Raw genomic sequence first — 21,945 nt, 5'->3', positions numbered from 1 at the left:
TCCTGATAAAGTTACCGTAGCTGCGCCACGTCAGACGACCGTCGTGCTATCTCAGCCATCTCAGGCTGGAAAGGATAGTCAGATTGAAGATGGATGAGTGGTAGTCGCTACGGTAGATGTGAGATTGGCTAAACCTTTGAATTATAACCAAATCTCTCCTGCTTGGCAATGGCGTGGCGGGAGTTTTTTTACGCCAAAAGCCCGGTCACGGTGTGCCGTGCCGGGCTATCCTCACCACTACCAGCAGGCGTATCAGGCCTTGCGCGAACGGCGGCGCAGCATCGCCAGCATGCCCAGACCAGCCGCCAGCATGGCGCCGCTGGCCGGCTCCGGCACGGGCGACACACCGGCTGCCACTTCGCCCGCCGTCAGCGCACGGTCGAAGGTGGCAATGTAGTCAACATTGCCAGCCGCCGCTTCCGGCTTGGTATTCGTCGTGTCATCCATAAAGAAGAAAGCGCCCTTGCCTTCGAAGGTGGCGATGTTTGCGCTATCGACGAACGAACCAGCCAGCGCACCATTTACATACAGCGACACCAGGCTGCTGCTGTCGCGCGTCAGCGTCAGGCGCGCTGCCTGCCCATCGGCAGGTACATTACCCATGCTGCCGACATCATAGAAGTACCAACGCGTATCGCTGGTGTATAGCCCCTTGTCCGAGGTGCGATCCTTGAAATCAATGATCTTCTGCCAGCCGCTGTGAGTATCGAAGCTCATCACCATATCGATGGTGTACACGCTACCGAGCTGTTCACCGAGCGACAGTCCTTCGTTCTTGCCGAAGCTGTAACTGGTGCTACCCAATATACCGCCAGCCCCCACCATGTCGGCGCCGCCCAGCGCGTCGGCCAGTGTGCCATTGAAGGTGTACAGGTGATTGGCCGCACTGGCGCTGCCGCCCAGTGCCAGCAGAGCCGAGAAAGCGAGTGCCTGGATTTTCTTCATGCTATATCCTGATTACTGATTGAATAAAAGATCACAAAAGTATCAACAAAGCACGTTTTATTGTCAACTGATTATTTCCACCGAACTCACACATACAACTGGAAGTGGGCCGTACGCAGCGCCAGAAAGACAAAAGCCGCCGGGCCTGAGCCGGGCGGCTTGATCTGGCGACAGAACGAAAAAATTAGCCCAGCGCAGCGATACCGGCTTTGGCGATCTGCGCGTCTTCGGCCGATTTAACGCCCGAAACGCCGACCGCGCCGATCACGTGACCATCCACCACGATAGGCACGCCACCTTCCAGCATGCCGTCCGTCTGCGGCGCCGGTGCGCTCAGGAAGGAAGTGCGGCCATTGTTGATCATGTCTTCATAGATCTTCGATTCGCGGCGCCCCAGTGCCGACACGCGCGCCTTGGCCGGAGCGATGTGGGCCGACAGCGCGGCGGCGCCATCCTGACGCTGCAGCCACAGCAGGTGGCCGCCGTCGTCGACGATGGCAATCACCACCGGCCAGTTATTGGCCACGGCTTCCGCTTCGGCAGCGGCAGCGATTTTTTTCACGTCGGCGAGCGTCAGATAAGGTTTGCTTTGCATGATGTTTCCTCTTTCAGGGAGTGTGTAATGGCGTAGTGCCGCCTCACAGCGGACGGCGCTTCGCTTCCAGTTTCTGTTTAAGCTGCGCCATCACCTGCGCAGCCGCCTGCTCGCCGGCCAGTATGGCCTGATTACGGCCGGCGAAATCATTGCTGGCCATCTTGCCCAGTGCAGGCACGATGACGACATCGGCATCCTTGAGTTCATACTGGTTGATGCGCTGGCCCATGATGCTGAAGGTCTGCATGATGACGTCGAGCGAACTGACAGTCGCCTGCACATCGGCCTGGGTCGAAATATTCACGGCGATGACGAAATCGGCACCCATGTCACGCGCAAAGCGCACCGGCACCGGCGCCACCAGACCGCCATCGACATAAGTGCGGCCATTGATGGTCACCGGCTGGAACACGCCGGGCACGGCGGACGAGGCACGCACGGCCATGCCGGTATTCCCGCGCTGGAACAAGATGGGCTGGCCATCTTTCAGATCCGCCGCTACGGCGCCGAACGGAATCTTCAGCTTTTCCATGGGCTGGTTGTTGACGGCCTTGTTGACGTAAGCCTGTAGCGCTTCACCCTTGAGCACACCGGTGCTCTTGCGGAACAGCGGCAAGGCCCAGTCGGAAATCGACGCTTCGTCCATTTCCAGCGCCATCTTCTGTAGCTGGAAGCCGGTATTACCGGCTGCGTACAGCGCACCGACCACACTGCCGGCACTGGTGCCTACCACCACATCGGGATGGATGCCCTGCGCTTCCAGCGCCTTGATCACGCCGATATGGGCAAAGCCGCGCGCAGCACCGCCACCCAGGGCCAGACCGATACGGACTTTTCTGGGCGGCGCAGGCTCCGCCAGCGGCGGCTGAAGTACCGGCGTTTCAGCCACCGGCGTGGTTTTACAGCCGAACAGCGTAGCGGCAGTCAGCGTGGCAAGAGTAACAAGAGCGAGGCGGCGTGCAGACATGGACGGGGTTGGATAGAACGTTGGGTTGAATTCAAGCGCCCAGATTGTACACCGCCTGCCCTAATCCTTCAGTGCAGCAGATTAATACCCATCATTAAAGGCAAAGATAGGCTTGCGCGACTTCCACTGCCCCGCCGTGAAGTCGGGGAAATCCAGCGTCTGGAAGTTCTGCGCGATCGACTGTTCCGACAATGGCGTAATGGCGCTCCAAGTCACCGCATCGTAAATATCGATAGGCATGGGCGCTTCGGCCTTCAGGGCCTCGACAAAAGCGTGGATCACGAAGAAGTCCATGCCGCCATGGCCAGCACCTTCTGCCGTCCTGGCGTACTTCTTCCACAGCGGATGCTCGTAGCGGTCCTGCCACTGCTGGAAATCGTCCCACTGGTGCGGCTTGCTCTTGCCTTCGATGTGGATGGCATGGTTCACATCCATCCACAGCCCGTCCGTACCCTGCACACGGAAGCCCAGCGAGTACGGCCGCGGCAGCGAAGTATCGTGCTGCAGGATGATGGTCTCGCCGTTCTCGCAGGCCAGCGTGGTAGTCACCACATCGCCCAGTTTGAACTGCACGCGCGCATTCGGATGCTGCGGCCCACCTTGCTTGACGATGTAGTCATGCAGGCCGCGCGCCTTGGTGGCAAAGGTGTTGATGCGGGTGAAGCGGTTGCCGCGATTGATATTGCTGTACATCGCACACGGGCCGATGCCGTGGCTGGGATACAGTTCGCCATTGCGCTGCACCGAGTGTTCGGTGCGCCAGCGCGCTTCCGACCAGCCCTTGCTGCCGAATTCCCCCCCGCCGCCATACGGCTTGGCCGGATCGCCGCTGTTGAATTTCACGGCCCGCAGATCGTGCTGATAGCCGCCCTGCAGGTGCACCAGTTCGCCGAACACACCGGTGCGCACCATCTGCAGCACGGCCATCACATCGCGCCGGTAGCACACATTCTCCAGCAGCATATACGGCGTACCCGTTTTCAGCTGGGTGTTCAGCACGTCCCAGTGGTCCTGCAGGGTGATGCCGGCCACCACTTCGCAGCCCACCGGCACCTTGGCCTGCATGGCTGCTATCGCCATCGGTGCATGCCATTCCCATGGCGTAGCGATAATCACGCCATCGAGCTTGCCGGCATCGAGCATGCGCTTATACGCTTGCGGGTCGCGGTCATCGCCGTAGGTCTGCGGCCGCACCTTGCCGAATTTTTCCACCTGCTTGAGCGCCTTGCCCAGCATGACAGGTTCGATATCGCATAGCGCCACCACCTCCACATCATCACGGCGCAGCAGTTCCTGCAGCAGCACCTGCCCCCGCATGCCCGTACCTATCATGCCGAGGCGCACACGCGGGCGCACCGCTGCATGGGCACTAGGCAGCAGCAGGCTACCGGCCAGTGCGGCACCGGCCGCCAGAAAATCACGTCGTTTGAATACAGATTTCATGCTACTCCCTCAAAAAATCATCGCGGCAGGCTAGCCACATCCACTTGCGGCGGCTGGCCGGCAGCAGGACGGGTAAAGCTCTGGTCGAGACCTACATAATCGTTAAAAAAGCCACAGTTGCGCAGGTAGAAGCGGCCACCTTCCAGACCACCGGCATAGTCCATGCGCTGCGCCTTGCGTGCCGTCATATCACCGGTCAGCCTGGCCGTGGTGACTTCGCTCCACACACCGCCGCTATCGCGTGCCCACTGATTGCCGTACAAAACACGGCGCCCTGCATAGCCCTGCGTATCCTCGAAGTTCTCGAGGAAGGAATGGTTACCGGCCAGATAGCTGACCGTGGCCGGCCGCTTCCAGGTGGCGATGAAGCGCCAGCGTCCTAGCTCCGGCGCATAGAACCACGCCGAGTACAGCGTGGCGCCATGGCCGTCGGGCTGGCCGCGGGTGATAAAGCGGTAAGTCGTGCCGGCCTTCCAGTTAAACACCAGATAACTCTGCCCGCCCGTACCTTCACCACCAAAGTTGTTGTCCACCACGCCCTCGCCCTTGCGTACCAGCGTGGTCCGCTCGCCGTTCTGGGCATCCCATACCGAGAACAGGATCCAGCGTTCGCTGGGAGAGTTGACCTGTATGCCGAAATAGCCCCCGCGGAAGCCGTTGGCCATGAAGTAGGACCCCAGCGTGTCCTGACCTTCGGGGATGGTCATCTCGTTATAGAAATACTCGGTAGCATTCGGCGTGCTGTAGTTCAGGTGCACCGAAGGACCACGGCGCGACCAGTAATAATTCTCCGCTTCGCTGGCATACACCAGCGGGCTGGCGGTCGTCACCTTCAGCGCGCTGACTTCACCGAACGTACTGCCATCCTTGCTCACGCCCTGCAGATCGACGCGCACATAACCGGGAGCTGCCACGGCGATGCTGCCCACGGCATAGCTGCGCACTGCGCTGCCCGCAAGCGCCACAGTAAAGGGCTGGCCATTCACGGTGACGCGGATGGTGCTGTGTTCACTGTCCTGCAGGCGGGCATCGAGCGCCAGTGTCAGCGTGCCTGCCTGCTGCATGCGGAAATAGGTGCTGATCACCGCAGCAGGATTGCTCCAGTGAGTCAGCCCCTGTTCTTCTATGCTCTCCTGCGCCCCGTCCGGCGCCTGCACGACAAACCCGTTCCCTGCCAGCGCCACCGTTACGGTGGGCACAGGCTGCGCCGCCGGTGCTGCTGCCTGCGCCAGCGCGCTGCTGTTCAGGCATAGCCACATCAGAGCGGAATACAGCAAACTACGTCCTTGCATCCTGATCTCCTCGTATCGTTATAGCGTCGGGCAGGCAGGCCCGCTGCCAGCACAGGCCTGCCTTACCCTGACGCGATCAGAAGAACTTGTAGTTCAGCGAGAAGGCGTACTGACGGCCGAACAGGTTCTGGCTGTGGTTATAGCCTTCCCAGCCGTTCGGATCGTAGTAAGGCTGCTTGTTAAACAGGTTCTTGATGTTCAGCCCCAGATCGAGGTTCTTCATCGGCGTCCAGTTCAGGCTCAGATTGACCGTAGTGTAGGACGGCGCACCGTCACACAGCTCGCTCGGCATTTTCACCCCGGCAGCGCTGCAGGTACCCGGCGCGTTGTCGGTATCCCATGGACCGTAAGCCCATTTGGTCTTGCCCGTGTAATTCACGAACAGGCTGGTGACGAAGTCGCGGTAGCTCCAGTCAGCATTGAAGGTGGCGCGCATGCGTGGCGAATCGTAATAGCCCACGTTGTTGCCACCGAAGCCGGCACCGTCATCGCTGTTATAAGTCTCACGCCGACGGAAGGTAGTGGAGACGCCCGTATTCAGCTTGCCGTAGGCGCCCAGACTGAAGCGGGTGCGCGCGTCCAGATCGATACCGTCGATCAGCGTGCGGCCGCGGTTGGAATAGGAGTTGATCAGACCACCGATATTGCCCACCGTGTAGGTCGGCAGCGTACCGGCACAGGCAGCCGCATTGGCTGGGTTCTTGCACATGGTCGCTACCGCCGCCATGTTGCCACGGTCAGCATCGCTGATCGGGTTGCGAATTGCCGCCGTGGTACCTGCCAGCGTAGGGCCGAATTTTTCCACCAACTGAGTGAACAGCTCGTTGAAGTCTTGGCGCACGATCTCGTTGCGACGGTAGGCGAACCAGTAGTCAATCGACACGCTGACATCTTTAGCAGGCTGCAGCACCAGACCGGCCGTGGAAATCTTGGCTTTTTCCGGACGCAGATTAGGATTCGGCGGGGTCAGGCCGCCCACGGTGGTGGAGCAGTTAGAGTTGAGCAGGGTCTTGCCCAGTTCAACGTCGGTCGGCACCACGGATTTCTTGAGCAGATTGGCCATGGCATTGGTCTGGTCGCAACGTACCGTATCGCGGATGCCGCCCACCTGCGCAAACACGCCACCGCTGCCCGATTCGGCCAGATTCGGCGCACGGAAGCCTTCCGAGTAGGTAGCGCGTGCCATCACTTCCGGCATGGCGCGCCACTGCACGCCCAGCTTGGGCGCCAGATTGGCAGCAAAGTTAGGATATTTATCGAGACGTGCCGCAGCATTGATTTCCAGCGTATCCGTCAGCGGCACCACCACTTCGCCAAACAGGGCGGCGATATTGCGCTGGCCGTCGAACCACGAACCACCCTGCTGGGTAATCAGGCCATTGGCCGCATCGGCATTACCGGGCGTACTGAAGGTCTCGCGCATCAGGCTGGCGCCAACGGCAGCACGCACTTCGCGTTCGCCTATCTTGGCTACCGTGCCTTCTACCTTGCCGTCCCAGGTAATCAGCTTGGTCCACGACTGGATATCGAAGGTCGGATAGGCTGCGCGCAGCAGTGCGGCATTGGCGTCGCTGATTTCGCCGAACTTGTAGGCCGGATTATCGGCTATATAGGTACGGCCGCTGACCGGGTCCTTGGTGAACGGGCCGAAGGCCGCCTCGAAGCCTTTGGTGTTGATGTTGATGGTCTGGTACAGGGTGGAGTGGCTGCCTGCCACGCTGAGCGCCGTTTCGAAGTCCCAGCCGTTGGCAAAGCTGCCGCGCAGACCGGCCAGCGCACGGTAGCTGTTGTCGATATTGGTCTGGCCGAAGTGGCCCACAGCATCCGTCAGCAGATAGTTCAGACCTGCTGCGCCACCCATCTTGGCGGCCATGTCGGCATCCAGCTTGCCCTTCAGGTAGGCATTGTTCGGGCCCAGATATGGCGTGACGAAGGTATTCAGATTGTTGCCGGTATTGCGCGAGAACCAGTTGCTGGTGGTGCCGCTGTTGAAACTGCGCGGGCCGTTTTCACCGCGCAGCTTGATGTGGGTATAGGCCGTTTCGGCAAACGCTTCCAGATCGCCGCCCAGTTTGATGCGGCCATTCAGATAGCCGGTGGCACGGTCGGAAGTCGGGCCCGTATCGAGTGCATACGGCAGCGAGTTCCACACGCAGCGCGTACCCGAAGCTTCCGTGATCGATGTACTGCAGCCCTTCACGGCACGCTGGGTGCGCGCATTGTTGGCGTTTTTGTCGAACACGAAGAAGGTGCCGGGATTGACCACTCCCGGTTCACTACCGACGCCGACGCGGAAGCCCGGTACAAAGGTCGGATTGTTTTCATAGAAGCCGGCCGGGCGCTTCAGGTAAGTGTCTTCCAGCGCAATGCGGTCACGCTGATAGACGTTGATCGAGCCATAGATGTTATAGCCTTCGTTATTCAGATCGCCGAGGCCGTACAGCAGGCTGGCCTGACGTTCGCCATAGGATTTCACGCTAGGCGAAAAATCGCCGTTGGCGCGCAGCTCCAGTCCCTGGTAATTCTTCTTGGTGATGACGTTGATTACACCGGCCACAGCGTCGGAGCCATACACAGCGGAAGCGCCGTCCGTCAGGATTTCCATGCGCTCGATGGCAGCAGCAGGAATCGCATCGATGTTGACGAACATGGTCTGGAAGCCGGCCGGCGCGCCGTAGAACGACAGGCGGCGGCCATTCAGCAGCACCAGCGTGCCCTGCGCACCCAGGCCGCGCAGATTGGCCTGCGAAGCGCCATCCGAGCCGGTGAACATGGAACGGAAGTCCTGCTGCGAAGGGCGGGCGGCCGGCAGATTATCGAGCACCTGCAGCAGCGTGCGCGCGCCCATGTTGGCGATCTGCTTGGCATCCACCACCTGTACCGGCGAAGCCGTTTCGCCGTTGATGCGCTTCAGACTGGAGCCGGTAATTTCTACCCGCGTGATCTTCTCGTCCTTCTTCTGCTTCTGTTCTTCCTGCTCGTCTGCTGCCAGTGCGCCCGAAGCCAGGCCCACCGCCATCATTGCAGCTACCAGTTTTTTTATCTGCATGTTTATCTCCCTGAATTGCGTGGTGTCGTGTGTTACTCAAAACGTCAAGATGCAACTACCCCTCCCCGGTCCGTGGAGGGGTTCCTACTTGTGGAAAAAAATGGATTAGATCAGCGTGGCCGGACGGTGCTGCCCTCGGTGCCTATCAGGACCGCGTTGGCCCAGTTGCCGCACACTTGCGCCGGCTTGCTGCCCTGCACACCCAGCGTGCGCAGGCTAAGCTGGGTCAGTCCGCGCACGTCGATCTCCGGCTTGACGACGGCGGGCGCGCTAATCAGGCCACTGTCGTACAGCAGACGTTCACCGCTCCAGATCTGGAACTGCAGGCCACCGGCATTGCGGCAGCTATCGTCCACACCGAGATCGGCACGCAGCAGATTCCAGTTACCGGCCAGTTGCAGATCGACCCGGCTGCTGGCCCCCACGCCCAGGCCCTTGCGGAACCACAGGCCGTTCATGCGCATTTCCTTGCCCTGCATGGGCTGATCGCGCCGCACACTTTTGGGCAAGGCCAGATCGGACAGATACTGCTGGATTTCCAGCCCTTCCTTGGGCTGGTAAGCCATCACGTGGAAAGTGGACAGGGTAATCGGCGCCACTTCGCTGGCCGTTACCGCGTTGTAGGCTCGCGCCACCGGCGTGGCTGCCGCCGTCACCATAGGGTCGCTGGCCGAAGCACCGTCGCCCTCCGGATTGTGCGTGCTCAGTACGCGGAAGCGCAGCAGCCGGCCCGCGGTAGCAGGGAAGCTGATGCTCTGCAGTCCTTCGGCCAGTTTCAACTGGCCCCGTTTAACGGGAGTACCCCAGTCGCCATTGTTATCGCCAAGGTAGATTTCGTAGTCGCGGATCTGGCCATGCTTCCAGTGCTGGTCATTGCGCGGCGCCAGCTCGATACCATCGATCAGACGGCGCTCGGTAAAGCCTATCACCCACTCGTGCGGCCCGCCCTGTACGGCCGGGCTGCGCGTGGTGCGGAACCAGCTGGCCGGATTGTCATCGAACGCATTTTCCAGCGGATTGCCCACTTCTTCTGACGGCCGGTTCAGCACCATCATGCCGTCAGCCGGAATGGCGCGGCCTATGGCTGGCGCGGCAGGGAAAGCATCGTCAGCCAGCGCAGGCTGGGCCGCATGCTGCACCTGTACCTGCAGCGGCTGGCGGATATCCTGCTGGCCCAGTTTCACATGCAGCGTACCCAGACGTTCCGCACTATCGAAATACCAGCCCTCGCTGGCCGCATCGAAGGCAGCGCGGTCGGCCTGTGCTGCCAGTACGCGATCACCAGCGCTGACCGAGGCGGGACGCTGGCGGCTCAGCACGCGCAGCGCATAGGCGCGCCGTAGCAGCTGGCCCTCGTAGCTGCCGACCACGGGCGCCAGCTCCACGCTATAGCCATCGGCGGCGCTGCGCAGGCGGAAAGTCTGCTGGCTGAATGCGCCCTGCTGGTAGCGCCGCGTGTTGCCGTCGTCTTCATACAGCGTGTAGTCGGAATCGCCGGCGCCGCTGTGCGGATACAGGTCCAGCGTCAGCACATCTTTCGGCTTTTCGCCGTCGTACAGCATTTCCGGATACATGGGCACAATCGCCCCGGCGCGCACGAACACGGGCAGCTTGTCCAGCGTGACGGCCAGATCGATATCGCGTCCGCCCTTGCCTGCCGTGGCCTGACGGCCGTCCCAGTAATCGAACCACTGGCCCTGCGGCAGGTGGATGGCGCGGCGCCAGCCAGCGCTGACCGCCTGGCTGCGGTACACCGGCGCCACCAGCAGATCACGGCCCAGCATGAACTGGTATTTATGGGCTTCCGTCAGCGCGGTCGGATCATCCGCATAATCCCACATCAGGCCACGCACCAGCGGCGCGCCGCTCTGCTCGGCCTCGTGCATCAGCGTGTACATATACGGCGTCAGGCGCATCTTCAACTTCAGATAGCGCCGGTTGATGCTGACGTACGGCTCGGCAAACCACCACGGGTGCTTGCGCTCCGCCGCGGCCCAGCCGGACATGCCCATCAGCACAGGCGTAAAGCTCTTCCACTGCAGGTCACGCGTATAGGTTTCCGGGCTGCCGCCAAAAATGGCGTCCACATCGCCCGTGGCATAGGCCTGGCCGGACAGGCCGGAGCCTATCAGGGTAGGCACATGCCAGCGAATGTAGTCCCAGCTGGCGCTCTGGTCGCCCGTCCATGTCACGGCATAGCGCTGGGTACCGGCCCAGCCCATCACCGTCCAGATGAAAGGACGGCCGTCGGAATTATTCAGAATGCCGTCGTAGGCCGACTTGTTGGCATCGAGCGAAAACTGGTAGCCCTTGCCGGTCCACGCCACGTCCAGCTTCTGCACGCGGGTGCCGGCCGTGCCCACTTCCCAGGCCATTTTCTCGACCCCGTTTTCCGTCCACAAACCAGTACGGAAGCCATATTTGGCCAGCCCCTGCACGGTTTCCGGCAGCGCCGTGTAGCCGCAGCCATAGCCATCGTTCGGCAGTATCCAGCCGCCCGGCATATCATGTTCGCGGTATTTGCGGGCCACCGTTTCGATCACGTCCGGCGTCTTGCCCGTTGGACCATCGCTCCAGCCCTTAGGCACGGTGCCCGGCTTCTTCACATTGTCGCCATCGTTGTAGCAATCGGCATCGCCATATTCGAGCGCCCAGCGCGGCAGCATGCGCGCCCGCCCGGTCCACTCGGTATAACGCGCCAGCACGTCCTTGACATCCTTGCCGACGAAGTAATAGGCATCGAAGCGGGCCTCGTCATGGGCCAGCGCGATCTGCTCGTTCTGGCGCAGATCGTAATTCCCGTCCGACCAAGTGTTACGCAGCACACCCCAGCCGCGTGAACTCATGAGGAAAGGCGCGGGGCTAGGCCGGTCGCCCTCTTCCCAGCCACCGGAGTAGGATACGGGTAATTGCCTGCCCTTGAATTCGTAACGCCCGTTCTGCTGGCCGCCGCCGAAGAAACGCTCGGCCTTGTCGCTAGACAGCACCTGCACGCTCTGCTTGTCGCCCAGTTCCAGCGGCTGCACTTCGCGCCACAGGGGCAGGGCCTCGCCTGTGCGGAACAGGCTGAAACGCAGCGGCTTGCGCTCTACTTTCAAGGTCAGCGCGGTGGTGCGGATCAGGATATGGTCAGGCTGTTCGCTCACGCTGTATTCGACTTTGCCTGCCGCCTGCGCTACCACGATGGGCGCGGCCTGATCGCCGGGGCCAGTCAGGCCAGTCTTTTTCGGGCCGGCCCAGATATGCAGCACATCGGCGCGGGGCAAGCTCAGTTCGATCTGCGCGCCCGTATCGGTCTGCAGTTGCCACTGTGCGCCGCTGCTGCTGTTGCTGCTGCCAACTGCCTGGATCGAGCGCAGGTTGCCGATCGCGGCGGCCTGCACGGCCGGACTGCTTGCCAGCATGGTCAGCGAGGTGGCGATGGCCAGCACCAGCGGCCGGACGGCGGGAACGCTGCACAAAGCAGCAGGATGCGGTATCTGTTTCATGTCGTGTGAAATTCGTAAATACAGTATTGCGATGTATTAACTCTAGAAATAAAAATTCAGCCGGTCAATGAAAAGAAAAGAAAAATTTTCAATTGGCTAGCAATATCTTTCGTTTACGTTCGAACAAGGAAATACAGCTTTCGTTTATGTAGCAAAATGTCCACATTGATGCGCAACAACATTAGCATTCGTCTTTCGTTTTACTTTCGACTTTGACAAAACGAAAATTAAACTTTATTCTTTGCCTTACCTAACCTGAGAATTCTTTCGATGACTACGCTATTCCAACGCACACCCGAAGCCTGGCGCGAACTCGGCGGCCTTGATACTGCCGAAGAAATCGCCCAGCAACCTGCCCTGTGGCGTGAACTGGCGCGCCTGCTCGACAGCCAGCGCGCCGCTCTGGCCGACTTCCTCGGCGACGTACTGAGCACGCCCGAAGCCCGCATCATACTGACCGGCGCCGGCAGCTCGGCCTATGCGGGCGAAATCATTGCCGACGAAATCAATGCAGCCTGGCCTTGTCAGGTGCGCGCCATTTCCACCACCAGCCTGCTGACCCACCCGGCCCTGTACCTGCGGCGCGAACGCCCTACGCTGGTGATCTCGTTTGCCCGCAGCGGCAATAGTCCGGAAAGCACGGCTGCCGTCCAACTGGTGCGCGACGTGGTGCCGCATGCCCGCTTCCTCAACATCACCTGCAACGCCGACGGCGATCTGGCACGCCAGGGCGCCGGCGACAAGTCCAGCTACAACCTGCTGATGCCGGCCGCTAGCTGCGACCGCGGCTTCGCCATGACCAGCAGCTTTACCTGCATGCTGCTGGCCGCACTGTCCGTGCTTGATCCGGACTTCCAGACGGCGCAGATCGAAATGCTGGCCCAACTGGGCGAGCGTGCGCTGACCGGCTGGTCTGCGCCCGTGGCGCAACTGGGTGCGCAGAAGGTCGCGCGCGTGGTGTATCTGGGCAGCGGTCCGCTGGAATCGCTGGCCAAGGAAGCGGCACTGAAAATCCTCGAACTGACGGGCGGCGAAGTGCTGTCCGTGGCGAATAGCGCGCTGGGCTTCCGCCACGGCCCGAAAGCCATGGTCAATCGCGAAACCCTGGTGCTGATGTTCCGCAGCTCCGACCCGGTAGCGCGCCGCTACGAAGGCGACCTGCTGGCCGAACTGCAGCGCGACCAGATTGCGGCTACCTGCCTGACTATAGGCGCCGGCGGCGACTTCAGCATCGATGCACCGGCCTGGGCCGACGCATGGCTGGCGCCCCTGTGGCTGCTGATGGCGCAGCAATATGCGCTGCACCAGTCGGCCCTGCTGCAGCTGCGTCCCGATAATCCCTTCGCCAGCGGCACCGTCAACCGCGTGGTACAGGGCGTCACCATTTACCGCCATGATGCGTTCTAGACTGCGCGGCTACCACGGCATCGACATCGGCGGCACCAAGATAGAACTGGTGGCGTTTCACGATGACGAGCATGGCCTGCGCGAAGTCCACCGCGAACGCATCCCCACGCCGGGCACCGACTTTGCGGAGTTCGTCCAGTCCATGCAGGCACTGGTGGCGCGCGCCGATGTGGAACTCGATATGCGCGCTGCCGTCGGCATCGGCCTGCCCGGCGTCGTCGACACCATCAGCGGACGCCAGCTCAGCTCCAATGTGCCGGCCCTGAACGGCCGCGTGGTCGCCAGCGCCCTACAGGAAGCACTGCAGCGGCCACTGGTAATCGGCAATGACTGCCAGTGCTTCGCCCTGTCGGAAGCCGATGGCGGCGCAGCCCATGCGCTGCCCAGCATGTTCGGCGCGATTATCGGCACCGGCGCCGGTGGCGGCTATTGCGTCAACGGCCGGCTGCTGCGCGGCGCCAACGGCATTGCCGGCGAATGGGGCCACTGGCCCATGCCGGCCGCCCTACTGCAGCAATACCAACTGCCTTTGCTGCCTTGCGCCTGCGGGCGCAGCGGCTGCCTGGAACGCTATGTGTCCGGCCCCGGCATGAGCCAGTTGCATCGCCATCTGGGCGGCGACGGCGCGCCGCCGCATGCCATCGCGGCGCAAGCTGCCGCCGGTTCGCAACTGGCCCAGCAGACGCTGGCACTGCATCTGGACCTGCTCGCGCATGCACTGGCGACGCTGGTCATCACGCTGGACCCGCATGCCATCGTGCTCGGTGGTGGCCTTTCGCAGATGAGCCACCTGTACCAGCAACTACCGGCGGCCGTGAAGCGCCACCTGTTTGCCGGCGTGATCGTGCCGCCCATCCTGCCGCCGGCTTACGGCGATGCCGGTGGTGCACGCGGCGCGGCCTTACTGGCACGCCAGCTTTATCCCTGACTCAATTCGTGAAGAAAATGAACGCTACGCTCTCCCCCGTCCAGCACATCATCGCCGCCCACCGCCGAGGCGAAGCGGCCGGCATCTACAGCGTGTGCTGCAGCCACCCTGCCGTGCTGCGCGCCGCCATGCAGGTGGCGCTGCACTACGACACCATCCTGCTGGTCGAAGCCACCTCGAATCAGGTCGACCAGTTCGGCGGCTACACGGGCATGACGCCGGCCGCGTTCCGCGACTATGTGCAGCAACTGGCCAGCGCACAGCAATTCCCGCTGGAGCGGCTGGTGCTGGGCGGCGACCATCTGGGCCCGAATGCGTGGCAGACGCTCGATGCTGTCACCGCCATGCAGCACGCGGAAACCCTGATCGCCGCCTATGCCGCAGCGGGCTTCCACAAGATCCACCTCGATTGCAGCATGCGCTGTGCCGACGATCCGGCCATCCTTGGCGACGACCTGATAGCGACACGCTCGGCGCGCTTGTGCGCCGTAGCCGAAGCGGCCGCCGCGCAGGCCGGCCTGGCGCCCCCCGTGTATGTGATCGGCACGGAAGTGCCGATACCGGGCGGCGAAGCCAGTCTGGCACAGGCTGGCGCCGTTACCTCGCCCAAGGCTGCCGCGCGCACGCTGGACGTGCACCGCCAGGCCTTCTTCGAGCACGATCTGCATGGCGCATGGCGCCGCGTGATCGCCATGGTGGTGCAGCCCGGCGTAGATTTCGACCATAGCCAGATCCAGCACTATCAGGCCGACGCCGCACAGTCGCTGTCCGAATTCATCGCCGGCCAACCCGGCCTGGTGTTCGAAGCCCACTCCACCGACTACCAGCGCGAGACTGCCCTGCACCGCATGGTGCACGACCACTTCGCCATTCTGAAAGTGGGGCCGGCGGCCACCTTTGCCCTGCGCAGCGCGCTGCAGGCCCTGTGCGCCATCGAGGCCGAACTGCTGCCCGCCAGCCAGTGCTCGCATCTAATGCAAATTCTCGACGATGCCATGCTGGCCCAGCCCAAACAGTGGCTCAAGCATTATCCGGGCACGGCCAGCGAACAGCGTCTGCTGCGCCGCTACGGCCTGAGTGACCGCTGCCGCTACTACTGGGGCGAGGCCAGCGTGCAGGCGGCCGTCAATCAGTTGCAGCGCAATCTGGATGGCCTGCAGATTCCACTGATGCTGATCGCCCAGTTCCTGCCGCTGCAGTATGAAGCCGTGCGCGATGGCCAGCTGCCCAACCGCTACGACGCCCTGCTGGAACACAGCATAGGCCTGGCACTGGCGCCGTATGCACGCGCCTGCAACCACAACCTCGCGATCTGTTAAGCTCGACGTCTTTTCTGCACTAGCCACATCATCATGCGACAAACCAGCCAACGCCGTGCCGCCATATTGCAAGCCCTGACCGAGCACGGTAACGTGCAGGTCAACGAACTGGTCGAGCAAATGGGCGTTTCTGCCGTCACCATACGCAGCGACCTCAGTGCTCTCGAATCACAGGGACTGGCGCGGCGCAGCCATGGCGGCGCGCGCCTGAGCCGCACGCCACCGCCGGAACAGACCATACCGCAGAAGGACGCGCTCAACCACGAACAGAAAGAGCGCATCGGCGCCTGCGCTGCCCGTATGGTGCAGCCCGGCGATAACATCATCATCGATTCCGGCACCACCACCATTTCGCTGGCGCGCCATCTGCACGACGCCGAGAACGTCACGGTGCTGACCAATGGCCTGAACATCGCGTGGGAACTGGCGCAGGCACCGGGCGTGGACCTGATCCTGACGGGCGGTCTGCTGCGCAAGCAGTCGCTGTCGGTACAGGGCAGCCAGGCCGAAGCCTGCCTGCAGGCCTACAGCTTCGACAAGCTGTTCCTCGGCGTGGACGGTTTCGATCTGCAGTTCGGCGTCACCACTCACCATGAGGCCGAAGCCAGCCTGAATCACAAGATGGTCGAGCGGGCCAAGAAAATCATCGTCCTCACGGATGCCTCCAAATTTGGCCGGGTCAGCCTGCACCGCATCGTGCAGCTAGACCGGGTCGACACTGTCATCACCGACGCCAGCATCAGCGACGAGTATCGCGAAGGCTTGCTGGCCGCCGGTATCGAACTTCTGATTGCGGACTAAGCACGTGTTTCCCCGTAAAGTAAGCGGTAACATCCTCACCCCTCAAGGCTGGCTGCAAGGCAGCCTGCAGTTCGGCCAACGCATCGAAGCCATTGAAGCCGATGCCGCCGCAGCCGATGCCGCGGCCACCGCCGCCGGCGGCAAGCTGACCATCCTGCCCGGCTTCATCGATCTGCACGTACATGGCGCCGCCGGCGTCGACATCATGCAGGGCGGCGATGCCGGTGCGACCGTAGCGCGCGCCCACGCCCGCCATGGCACCACGGCCATGCTGGGCACCACCATGACGGCCACCGACAACTCCATCCGCCGTGCCCTCAGCGGTCTGGCGCCGTCGATCGCCCTGCGTCCGGCCGGCGCTGCGCGCATGCTGGGCGTACATCTGGAAGGCCCTTTCCTCAGCATCCACCGGCTCGGCGCCCAGCCGGCCGATGCGGTGGTGGAAGGCAGCCTCGATCTGGTGCGCAGCTATCACGCCATTGCGCCGATACGGGCCATGACGCTGGCCACAGAAGTGGCCCAGCATCTGCAGCTGATACCGCAATTGAAAGAGCTAGGCATCCGCGTCCAGCTAGGCCATAGCAACGGCAGCTACGACGATGGCGTGGCAGCGCTGCAAGCTGGTGCCGCCGGCTTCACCCACCTGTTCAACGGCATGACGGCGCTGCAGCACCGCCAGCCCGGCATCGTCGGCGCTGCGCTGGCCCATGCCGAATATGCCGAAATCATTCCCGACCTGCAGCACGTGCATGAAGGCGCCATCCGCGCTGCGTTGCGCGCCATCCCGCGCCTGTACGGCGTGACCGATGCCACCGCCGCCACCGGCATGCCCGATGGCGAATATGGCCTTGGCAGCCAGCGCGTCTACAAATGCATGGGCTGCGTGCGGCTGGCCACGGGTTCGCTGGCCGGCTCCGTGCTGACCATGGATCAGGCACTGCGCAATTTCGTCGCGCTGGGGCTGGATCTGGCCGATGCCTCGCACCGCCTGTCACTCTACCCGGCCGACTATCTGGGCGAAACCGAACGTGGCCGCCTGCAGACGGGCGCCTGGGCTGATCTGGTGGTGCTCGATGCCGACCTGCAGCCCGTTGCCGTCTACGTCGAGGGTGAAGCCATCGCGCTGAACGCCGCCTGAACCACTGCCACTTCCCCCACCAACCCGAACCGGAGCACCGATGCACGTCACCGAGCCTAGCGCAGCAACGCCCACCGAGTTGAAATCCACTGCCCGCGCCATGCGCTATCTGCTATTCATCGCCGGCATGGGCGGTCTGCTGTATGGCATCGACGTCGGCATCATCGCCGGTGCCCTGCCCTATCTGGAAGCCACGGCTTCGGTGGCATGGCATCTGAGCGCGCAGCAGCTAAGTTTCATCGTGGCGGCCGTGCTGCTCGGTTCCGTGCTGTCCTCGCTATTCGCTGGTGCGCTGGCCGATCTGATCGGACGGCGCTGGGCCATGGTGCTGGCCGGTGCCCTGTTCACCCTGAGCATTCCCCTGATTGCGCTGGCCGACGGCTATCTGCCCCTGTTGCTGGGTCGTCTGCTGCAAGGCATCAGCGGTGGCCTGATCGGCGTGGTAGTGCCGCTGTATCTGGCAGAGTGCCTGCACGCGCGCCAGCGCGGCCGTGGCGCCGCCCTGTTCCAGCTGCTGCTCACCATAGGTCTGGTAGCGGCCGCGCTGATCGGCCTGTATCAGGCCCAGAGTGTGGAAGCCGTCAGCACGGCAGCACAGGCGCTGGCACCCGAAGCCCGGGCAGACGCACTGTTTGCCGCACGCGATCACGCATGGCGCAGCATTTTCTGGGTCTGCCTGACGCCGGGCCTGATCTTCACAGTGGGCAGCCTGCTGCTGGCCGAATCACCGCGCTGGCTGGCCCGCCGTGGCCAGCTGGCGCAGGCCCATCAGGCCTTGCTGCGCACCCGCCCTGCTGCCGAAGCGCAAGCCGAACTGCGCGAAATCGAACACGCGCTGGCACCGGAAACGGCGGACAGCCGCCATGCCAGCGAACCGCTGCTGAGCCGCCGCTATGTGCTGCCCTTCCTGCTGGCCTGTCTGGTGCTGGCATTGACGCAGGCGACCGGCATCAACTCGATTCTGGCGTATGTCGTCACCATCCTGAATCAGGCCGGCCTGCCCGGCGCCAGTGCGAATATGGCCGACGTGGGCCTGAAGGTGCTGAATGCGGTGATGACGGTAGTCGCGGTAGCACTGGTGGACCGCAAGGGCCGCAAATTCCTGCTGATGCTGGGCACGGGCGGCATCGTGCTGGCGCTACTGTCGGCCGGGCTGCTGTTCCGCAGCGCCGAGAGCCATCAGCGCGATGTCGCCAGTGTGCTACAGGCGCGCGTGCAGGGCGACAGCTTGAGCATACAGCTCGACAGCGCCACCTTGCAGGCGCTGGGTGCCAGTGCCGGTAGCAGCAACGCGGCGACGGCAGCAGGCAGCACCACCGCTGCGCCGGCACTGCAACTGACGCTGGCCTATTCCTATGGCCCGTTCACCAACGTGCAAAGCCTGCGCAGCGATGATCCGGCTCTCCCCGTGCTGCGCCTGAACCGCGCCGACACGGTGCAGCCAGACAGCGTGATCGGCGTATTCTTCCGTCGCCTGCATCTGAATCCGTTTGCCGATCCGGCCGATGGTGCCAGTGCACCGCTGCGTATCGAACAGGCCCACCTGTCGCCGCTGCCATCGACCAGCCACGGCTGGCAGGTAGCGCTGGCCATGTGTCTGTTCGTGGCCAGCTTTGCCGTCGGCCCCGGCGTGTGCGTGTGGCTGGCACTGTCCGAACTGATGCCCAACCGCATACGCTCTAACGGCATGAGCATCGCCCTGCTGATCAACCAATTTGTCTCGACCTCCATCGCCGCCGTATTCCTGCCCACGGTGGGACAGTATGGCTATGCCACCCTGTTCTTCTATGGCGCCGGCTGCTCGCTGTTGTACTTCCTCACGGCCGCCCTGTTGCTGCCTGAAACGCGCGGCAAGACGCTGGAAGAAATCGAAGCCCACTTCGCCGGCAAATAGCCGCACACGGTTTGCAGGCGCGCCGCGCCTGCTGCCTGCGGCGCCAGCGCGCGCCTCGCTCCTTACAGAAAACGTTCCGGTATATCGTCGTAGAACGGGTACATCTGGAAGTAAGGCTTGGCCTCTTCCAGCACGCGCCGCACGGAAGGCCGCGCCATCAGGCGATCGAAGTAAGTGGTCAGCGCATCGTACTCCTCGGGGAATGGCAGCACGGTAGCAGCGTAGAACAGTGCCGGCGCAGCAGCACAATCAGCCAGTGAAAAGCTGGCGCCGCACATCCACTCGCGCGCTTCCATACGCTTTTCTATCATCTTGTATGCTGTCTTGAGCTTGGTGCGCTCGCTGGTCTGGTCGCACTGGATATCGTTCAGACGCGCCAGCACGATGGACTGCATGGGCTCCTGCACATAGTGGTCGAAGAAACGATCCCACAGCCGCACATCAAGCGCCACATCGGGGTCCGTCGGCAGCAGCGGCTGCGCGCCCGGATAATGCCGATCCAGATATTCGATGATGATGCTGGTCTCCGGCACATCCACTGCGCGTGCATGGTCGCGCACTACCGGGAAGCGGCACAGTGGCCAGATGGCCTCCAGTTCGGCGCGGTCAGCTGGTTCAGCGAGATTGATGATGCGGCGCTCAAAAGCTGTATTGTTTTCATACAGGGCAATCAGCACCTTGTGGCAGAACGAAGCGAGCGGGTGGTAATACAGCGTCAGCGACATGGAAAGCTCCGAAGGTGAGGCATCACCGCGTGATACCAGAATATGCGGCACATGATACTTCAGACTGAGCGCTGGTGGCGTCTGATAAAAACGGCAATACTGCGTTCGCTCCAGCGCCGGGCCATTACACAACGCGCCGGCGGGGCAACGCCACTCCCCAACAACGAGGAAATCATGAAGCCAGTCGCCATCACCCTTGCCACCCTGTGCGCCATCAGCGCCCTGAGCCTGCCCTGCCACGCCGATCCACTAGCCAGCGCCAATACGGAAGACCGCCCGGCCGCCGCCAGCCAGGACAGCATGCGCCTCGGCGTGGGGCTGGCCTATATACCCGAATATGCAGGCGCCAAGAAAAGCCGCGTAGTGCCCCTGCCTATCTTCGAACGCACCTTCAGCAACGGCATGTTCATCAGCAGCACGCGCGGCCTCGGCATCCAGATGGCTCAGGATAATCTGCAACTGAGCGCAGCCCTGAGCTATGGCGGTGCGCGCGCTGACCACAGGCGCAATGTGTTTGAAGGTTCGGATGCCCTGAAAGGCATGGGCGATATCGACGGCGCGGCGCAAGCGGTACTCAGTGCCAGCTACCGCTTCGATGCGATCAGCGTCAGTCTGGGCACGACCCAGAATCTGGGCCAGCGCAGCCACGGTAGCACCTACACGCTGGGCAGCAGCCTGCAACTGATGAGCACTCCCAGCGATCAGATCGGGCTAGGCATCTCGGCCGAATACGGCGACCGCAAACATGTGCAGACCTACTTCGGCGTCACCCAACAACAGAGCCAGAACTCAGGCTATCACAGCTTCTCGACCAAGGCCGGTTTCACCAGCGTGGGCGCAGCCGTCAACTGGAACCACGTGATCGACAAGCAGTGGTCGGTGCATACGGTGGCCGGCTTCAAGACGCTGACCGGCGATGCGGCCGACAGCCCCCTCACCAAACGCCGCACCGCACCGATACTGCTGACTGGCCTGATCTATTCGTTCTAATAACGATGCCATAATGTTATGATCGGGAGCCGTACATCCTCAGGCCTGTGCTGCTCCCGTTTATGCTCGCTCTGATCACCGCTGCCCCGTATTCCCTGATCCTGATGTCTGCCATCGGCACCGTCTGGACACCCGCGATTACCCTCTCCCCCCGACTACAGATACCGCGCTGGCTAGTGATGGCCATGCCGGCACTGGGCTGGGCCACTTTGCTCGGCGCACTGCATATTACCGGCTGGCTGGCACTGGCGGCGCTGCTGCTGGCCGCATGGGCTTACCGGCAGGCGCCGCAGCGCGCGCTGCGCCTGCTCGGCGGTGTGCTCACGCTGCTACTGACACTGGCACTGGCCATGCACAAGCTGCCGGGCTTCGTGAATCCCGTGCTGCTCAAAGGCGTGCTGGTATCGCCGGATGGCCTGCCATACACCCAGTACGCCAATCTGGACAAGGCTTGCGTGGGGCTGGTGCTACTAGCGCTTGTCAGCCAGCGCCTGCACAACATGGCGCAATTGCGCACGGCGCTGCGCAGCTTCGCAGTGATCGCCCCTGCGACCGTGGTCGTCGTGATGGCTGCGGCACTGGCCAGCGGCTTCGTACACGTCGATGCCAAACTGCCCGCCTATACGCTGCAGTTCATCGTCGTGAATCTGTTCTTTACGGTGATAGCGGAAGAGACGTTCTTCCGTGGACTGATACAGGGCCAAGTGGCGCGCTGGCTGGAACAGCGCTGGCCACAGGCGCGCTGCTGCGGCCTGCTGGCCGTGCTGGTTTCTGCCCTGCTGTTCGGCGTAGCCCATCTGGGTGGCGGCCCGGCCTATGCCGCGCTGGCGGCGCTGGCCGGTGTGGGCTACGGCTATGCCTACCATGCCACGGGGCGCATCGAGGCGGCCATCGCCACCCACCTGCTGGTGAATACCGTGCATTTCCTCGGCTTCACCTACCCCGCGCTGGCTGGCTAATGCCG

At 62.6% G+C, this 21,945-nt stretch carries 16 protein-coding genes; 8 read left to right on the top strand and 8 right to left on the bottom strand.

What is annotated here, in order from left to right; all coding sequences use genetic code 11:
* Positions 1–252 precede the first annotated feature (252 nt).
* From GM655_RS06105 to GM655_RS06075, 7 genes are all read right to left on the bottom strand, one after another.
* Positions 253–945, bottom strand: a complete 693-nt coding sequence (locus tag GM655_RS06105) for a LamG-like jellyroll fold domain-containing protein (protein ID WP_155433664.1) — start codon at positions 943–945, stop codon at positions 253–255.
* Between the two features lie 184 nt (positions 946–1,129).
* Positions 1,130–1,540 carry a GlcG/HbpS family heme-binding protein gene (locus tag GM655_RS06100; protein WP_155433663.1) on the bottom strand — a complete coding sequence of 137 codons (411 nt, stop codon included), beginning with the start codon at positions 1,538–1,540 and terminating at the stop codon, positions 1,130–1,132.
* A gap of 43 nt (positions 1,541–1,583) precedes the next feature.
* Positions 1,584–2,507: a patatin-like phospholipase family protein gene (locus GM655_RS06095; protein ID WP_155433662.1), complete on the bottom strand. Its 924-nt coding sequence runs from the start codon at positions 2,505–2,507 to the stop codon at positions 1,584–1,586.
* Positions 2,508–2,588: 81 nt separating this feature from the next.
* Positions 2,589–3,950, bottom strand: coding sequence for a Gfo/Idh/MocA family protein (locus GM655_RS06090; RefSeq protein ID WP_155433661.1), 1,362 nt, complete (start codon positions 3,948–3,950; stop codon positions 2,589–2,591).
* 17 nt (positions 3,951–3,967) lie between these two features.
* Positions 3,968–5,242, bottom strand: coding sequence for a DUF3472 domain-containing protein (locus tag GM655_RS06085; protein WP_229632387.1), 1,275 nt, complete (start codon positions 5,240–5,242; stop codon positions 3,968–3,970).
* Positions 5,243–5,318: 76 nt separating this feature from the next.
* Entirely contained in the window at positions 5,319–8,291 is a 2,973-nt protein-coding gene (locus GM655_RS06080; protein ID WP_196308708.1) for a TonB-dependent receptor plug domain-containing protein, read from the bottom strand.
* Between the two features lie 110 nt (positions 8,292–8,401).
* Positions 8,402–11,779: a TIM-barrel domain-containing protein gene (locus tag GM655_RS06075; RefSeq protein WP_155433660.1), complete on the bottom strand. Its 3,378-nt coding sequence runs from the start codon at positions 11,777–11,779 to the stop codon at positions 8,402–8,404.
* A gap of 270 nt (positions 11,780–12,049) precedes the next feature.
* On the opposite strand from GM655_RS06075, the gene GM655_RS06070 reads away from it, so the two are divergent.
* From GM655_RS06070 to GM655_RS06045, 6 genes are read left to right on the top strand one after another with little or no spacing between them, the layout of a single operon-like run.
* The gene (locus GM655_RS06070; protein ID WP_155433659.1) at positions 12,050–13,186 is read left to right on the top strand and encodes an SIS domain-containing protein; all 1,137 of its coding nucleotides are present in this window, start codon (positions 12,050–12,052) and stop codon (positions 13,184–13,186) included.
* On the top strand, positions 13,173–14,114 hold the full coding sequence (locus tag GM655_RS06065; protein WP_155433658.1) for an ROK family protein: 942 nt from the start codon (positions 13,173–13,175) through the stop codon (positions 14,112–14,114). The genes GM655_RS06070 and GM655_RS06065 overlap by 14 nt, the downstream gene beginning before the upstream one ends.
* A gap of 17 nt (positions 14,115–14,131) precedes the next feature.
* On the top strand, positions 14,132–15,433 hold the full coding sequence (locus tag GM655_RS06060) for a D-tagatose-bisphosphate aldolase, class II, non-catalytic subunit (RefSeq protein ID WP_155433657.1): 1,302 nt from the start codon (positions 14,132–14,134) through the stop codon (positions 15,431–15,433).
* 33 nt (positions 15,434–15,466) lie between these two features.
* The gene (locus GM655_RS06055; protein WP_155433656.1) at positions 15,467–16,234 is read left to right on the top strand and encodes a DeoR family transcriptional regulator; all 768 of its coding nucleotides are present in this window, start codon (positions 15,467–15,469) and stop codon (positions 16,232–16,234) included.
* Positions 16,235–16,238: 4 nt separating this feature from the next.
* A complete protein-coding gene (gene nagA, locus GM655_RS06050) occupies positions 16,239–17,372 on the top strand; it encodes an N-acetylglucosamine-6-phosphate deacetylase (RefSeq protein WP_371866717.1) in 1,134 nt (377 codons plus the stop codon).
* 40 nt (positions 17,373–17,412) lie between these two features.
* Complete coding sequence (locus GM655_RS06045; protein ID WP_229632386.1) at positions 17,413–19,266, top strand: MFS transporter; 1,854 nt, start codon at positions 17,413–17,415, stop codon at positions 19,264–19,266.
* 62 nt (positions 19,267–19,328) lie between these two features.
* On the opposite strand, the gene GM655_RS06040 is transcribed toward GM655_RS06045, so the two are convergent.
* A complete protein-coding gene (locus tag GM655_RS06040; protein ID WP_155433654.1) occupies positions 19,329–19,991 on the bottom strand; it encodes a glutathione S-transferase family protein in 663 nt (220 codons plus the stop codon).
* Positions 19,992–20,165: 174 nt separating this feature from the next.
* On the opposite strand from GM655_RS06040, the gene GM655_RS06035 reads away from it, so the two are divergent.
* Entirely contained in the window at positions 20,166–20,981 is an 816-nt protein-coding gene (locus GM655_RS06035) for a MipA/OmpV family protein (protein WP_155433653.1), read from the top strand.
* A gap of 62 nt (positions 20,982–21,043) precedes the next feature.
* A complete protein-coding gene (locus GM655_RS06030; protein WP_229632385.1) occupies positions 21,044–21,940 on the top strand; it encodes a CPBP family intramembrane glutamic endopeptidase in 897 nt (298 codons plus the stop codon).
* Positions 21,941–21,945 lie beyond the last annotated feature (5 nt).

It is taken from the genome of Pseudoduganella danionis (genome assembly GCF_009720775.1).
GTDB classification, from domain to species: domain Bacteria; phylum Pseudomonadota; class Gammaproteobacteria; order Burkholderiales; family Burkholderiaceae_D; genus Rugamonas; species Rugamonas danionis.
This window is presented reverse-complemented; position numbering and strand designations above follow the sequence as displayed.

What these genes read in the sequence shown, in the direction of transcription:
- GM655_RS06035 (WP_155433653.1), top strand. Translation starts at nt 20,166, where the DNA reads ATGAAGCCAGTCGCCATCACCCTTGCCACCCTGTGCGCCATCAGCGCC.
- GM655_RS06065 (WP_155433658.1), top strand. Translation starts at nt 13,173, where the DNA reads ATGATGCGTTCTAGACTGCGCGGCTACCACGGCATCGACATCGGCGGC.
- GM655_RS06085 (WP_229632387.1), bottom strand. Translation starts at nt 5,242, where the DNA reads ATGCAAGGACGTAGTTTGCTGTATTCCGCTCTGATGTGGCTATGCCTG.
- GM655_RS06075 (WP_155433660.1), bottom strand. Translation starts at nt 11,779, where the DNA reads ATGAAACAGATACCGCATCCTGCTGCTTTGTGCAGCGTTCCCGCCGTC.
- GM655_RS06070 (WP_155433659.1), top strand. Translation starts at nt 12,050, where the DNA reads ATGACTACGCTATTCCAACGCACACCCGAAGCCTGGCGCGAACTCGGC.
- GM655_RS06055 (WP_155433656.1), top strand. Translation starts at nt 15,467, where the DNA reads ATGCGACAAACCAGCCAACGCCGTGCCGCCATATTGCAAGCCCTGACC.
- GM655_RS06060 (WP_155433657.1), top strand. Translation starts at nt 14,132, where the DNA reads ATGAACGCTACGCTCTCCCCCGTCCAGCACATCATCGCCGCCCACCGC.
- GM655_RS06100 (WP_155433663.1), bottom strand. Translation starts at nt 1,540, where the DNA reads ATGCAAAGCAAACCTTATCTGACGCTCGCCGACGTGAAAAAAATCGCT.
- GM655_RS06040 (WP_155433654.1), bottom strand. Translation starts at nt 19,991, where the DNA reads ATGTCGCTGACGCTGTATTACCACCCGCTCGCTTCGTTCTGCCACAAG.
- GM655_RS06090 (WP_155433661.1), bottom strand. Translation starts at nt 3,950, where the DNA reads ATGAAATCTGTATTCAAACGACGTGATTTTCTGGCGGCCGGTGCCGCA.
- GM655_RS06030 (WP_229632385.1), top strand. Translation starts at nt 21,044, where the DNA reads ATGCTCGCTCTGATCACCGCTGCCCCGTATTCCCTGATCCTGATGTCT.
- GM655_RS06080 (WP_196308708.1), bottom strand. Translation starts at nt 8,291, where the DNA reads ATGCAGATAAAAAAACTGGTAGCTGCAATGATGGCGGTGGGCCTGGCT.
- GM655_RS06095 (WP_155433662.1), bottom strand. Translation starts at nt 2,507, where the DNA reads ATGTCTGCACGCCGCCTCGCTCTTGTTACTCTTGCCACGCTGACTGCC.
- GM655_RS06045 (WP_229632386.1), top strand. Translation starts at nt 17,413, where the DNA reads ATGCACGTCACCGAGCCTAGCGCAGCAACGCCCACCGAGTTGAAATCC.
- GM655_RS06105 (WP_155433664.1), bottom strand. Translation starts at nt 945, where the DNA reads ATGAAGAAAATCCAGGCACTCGCTTTCTCGGCTCTGCTGGCACTGGGC.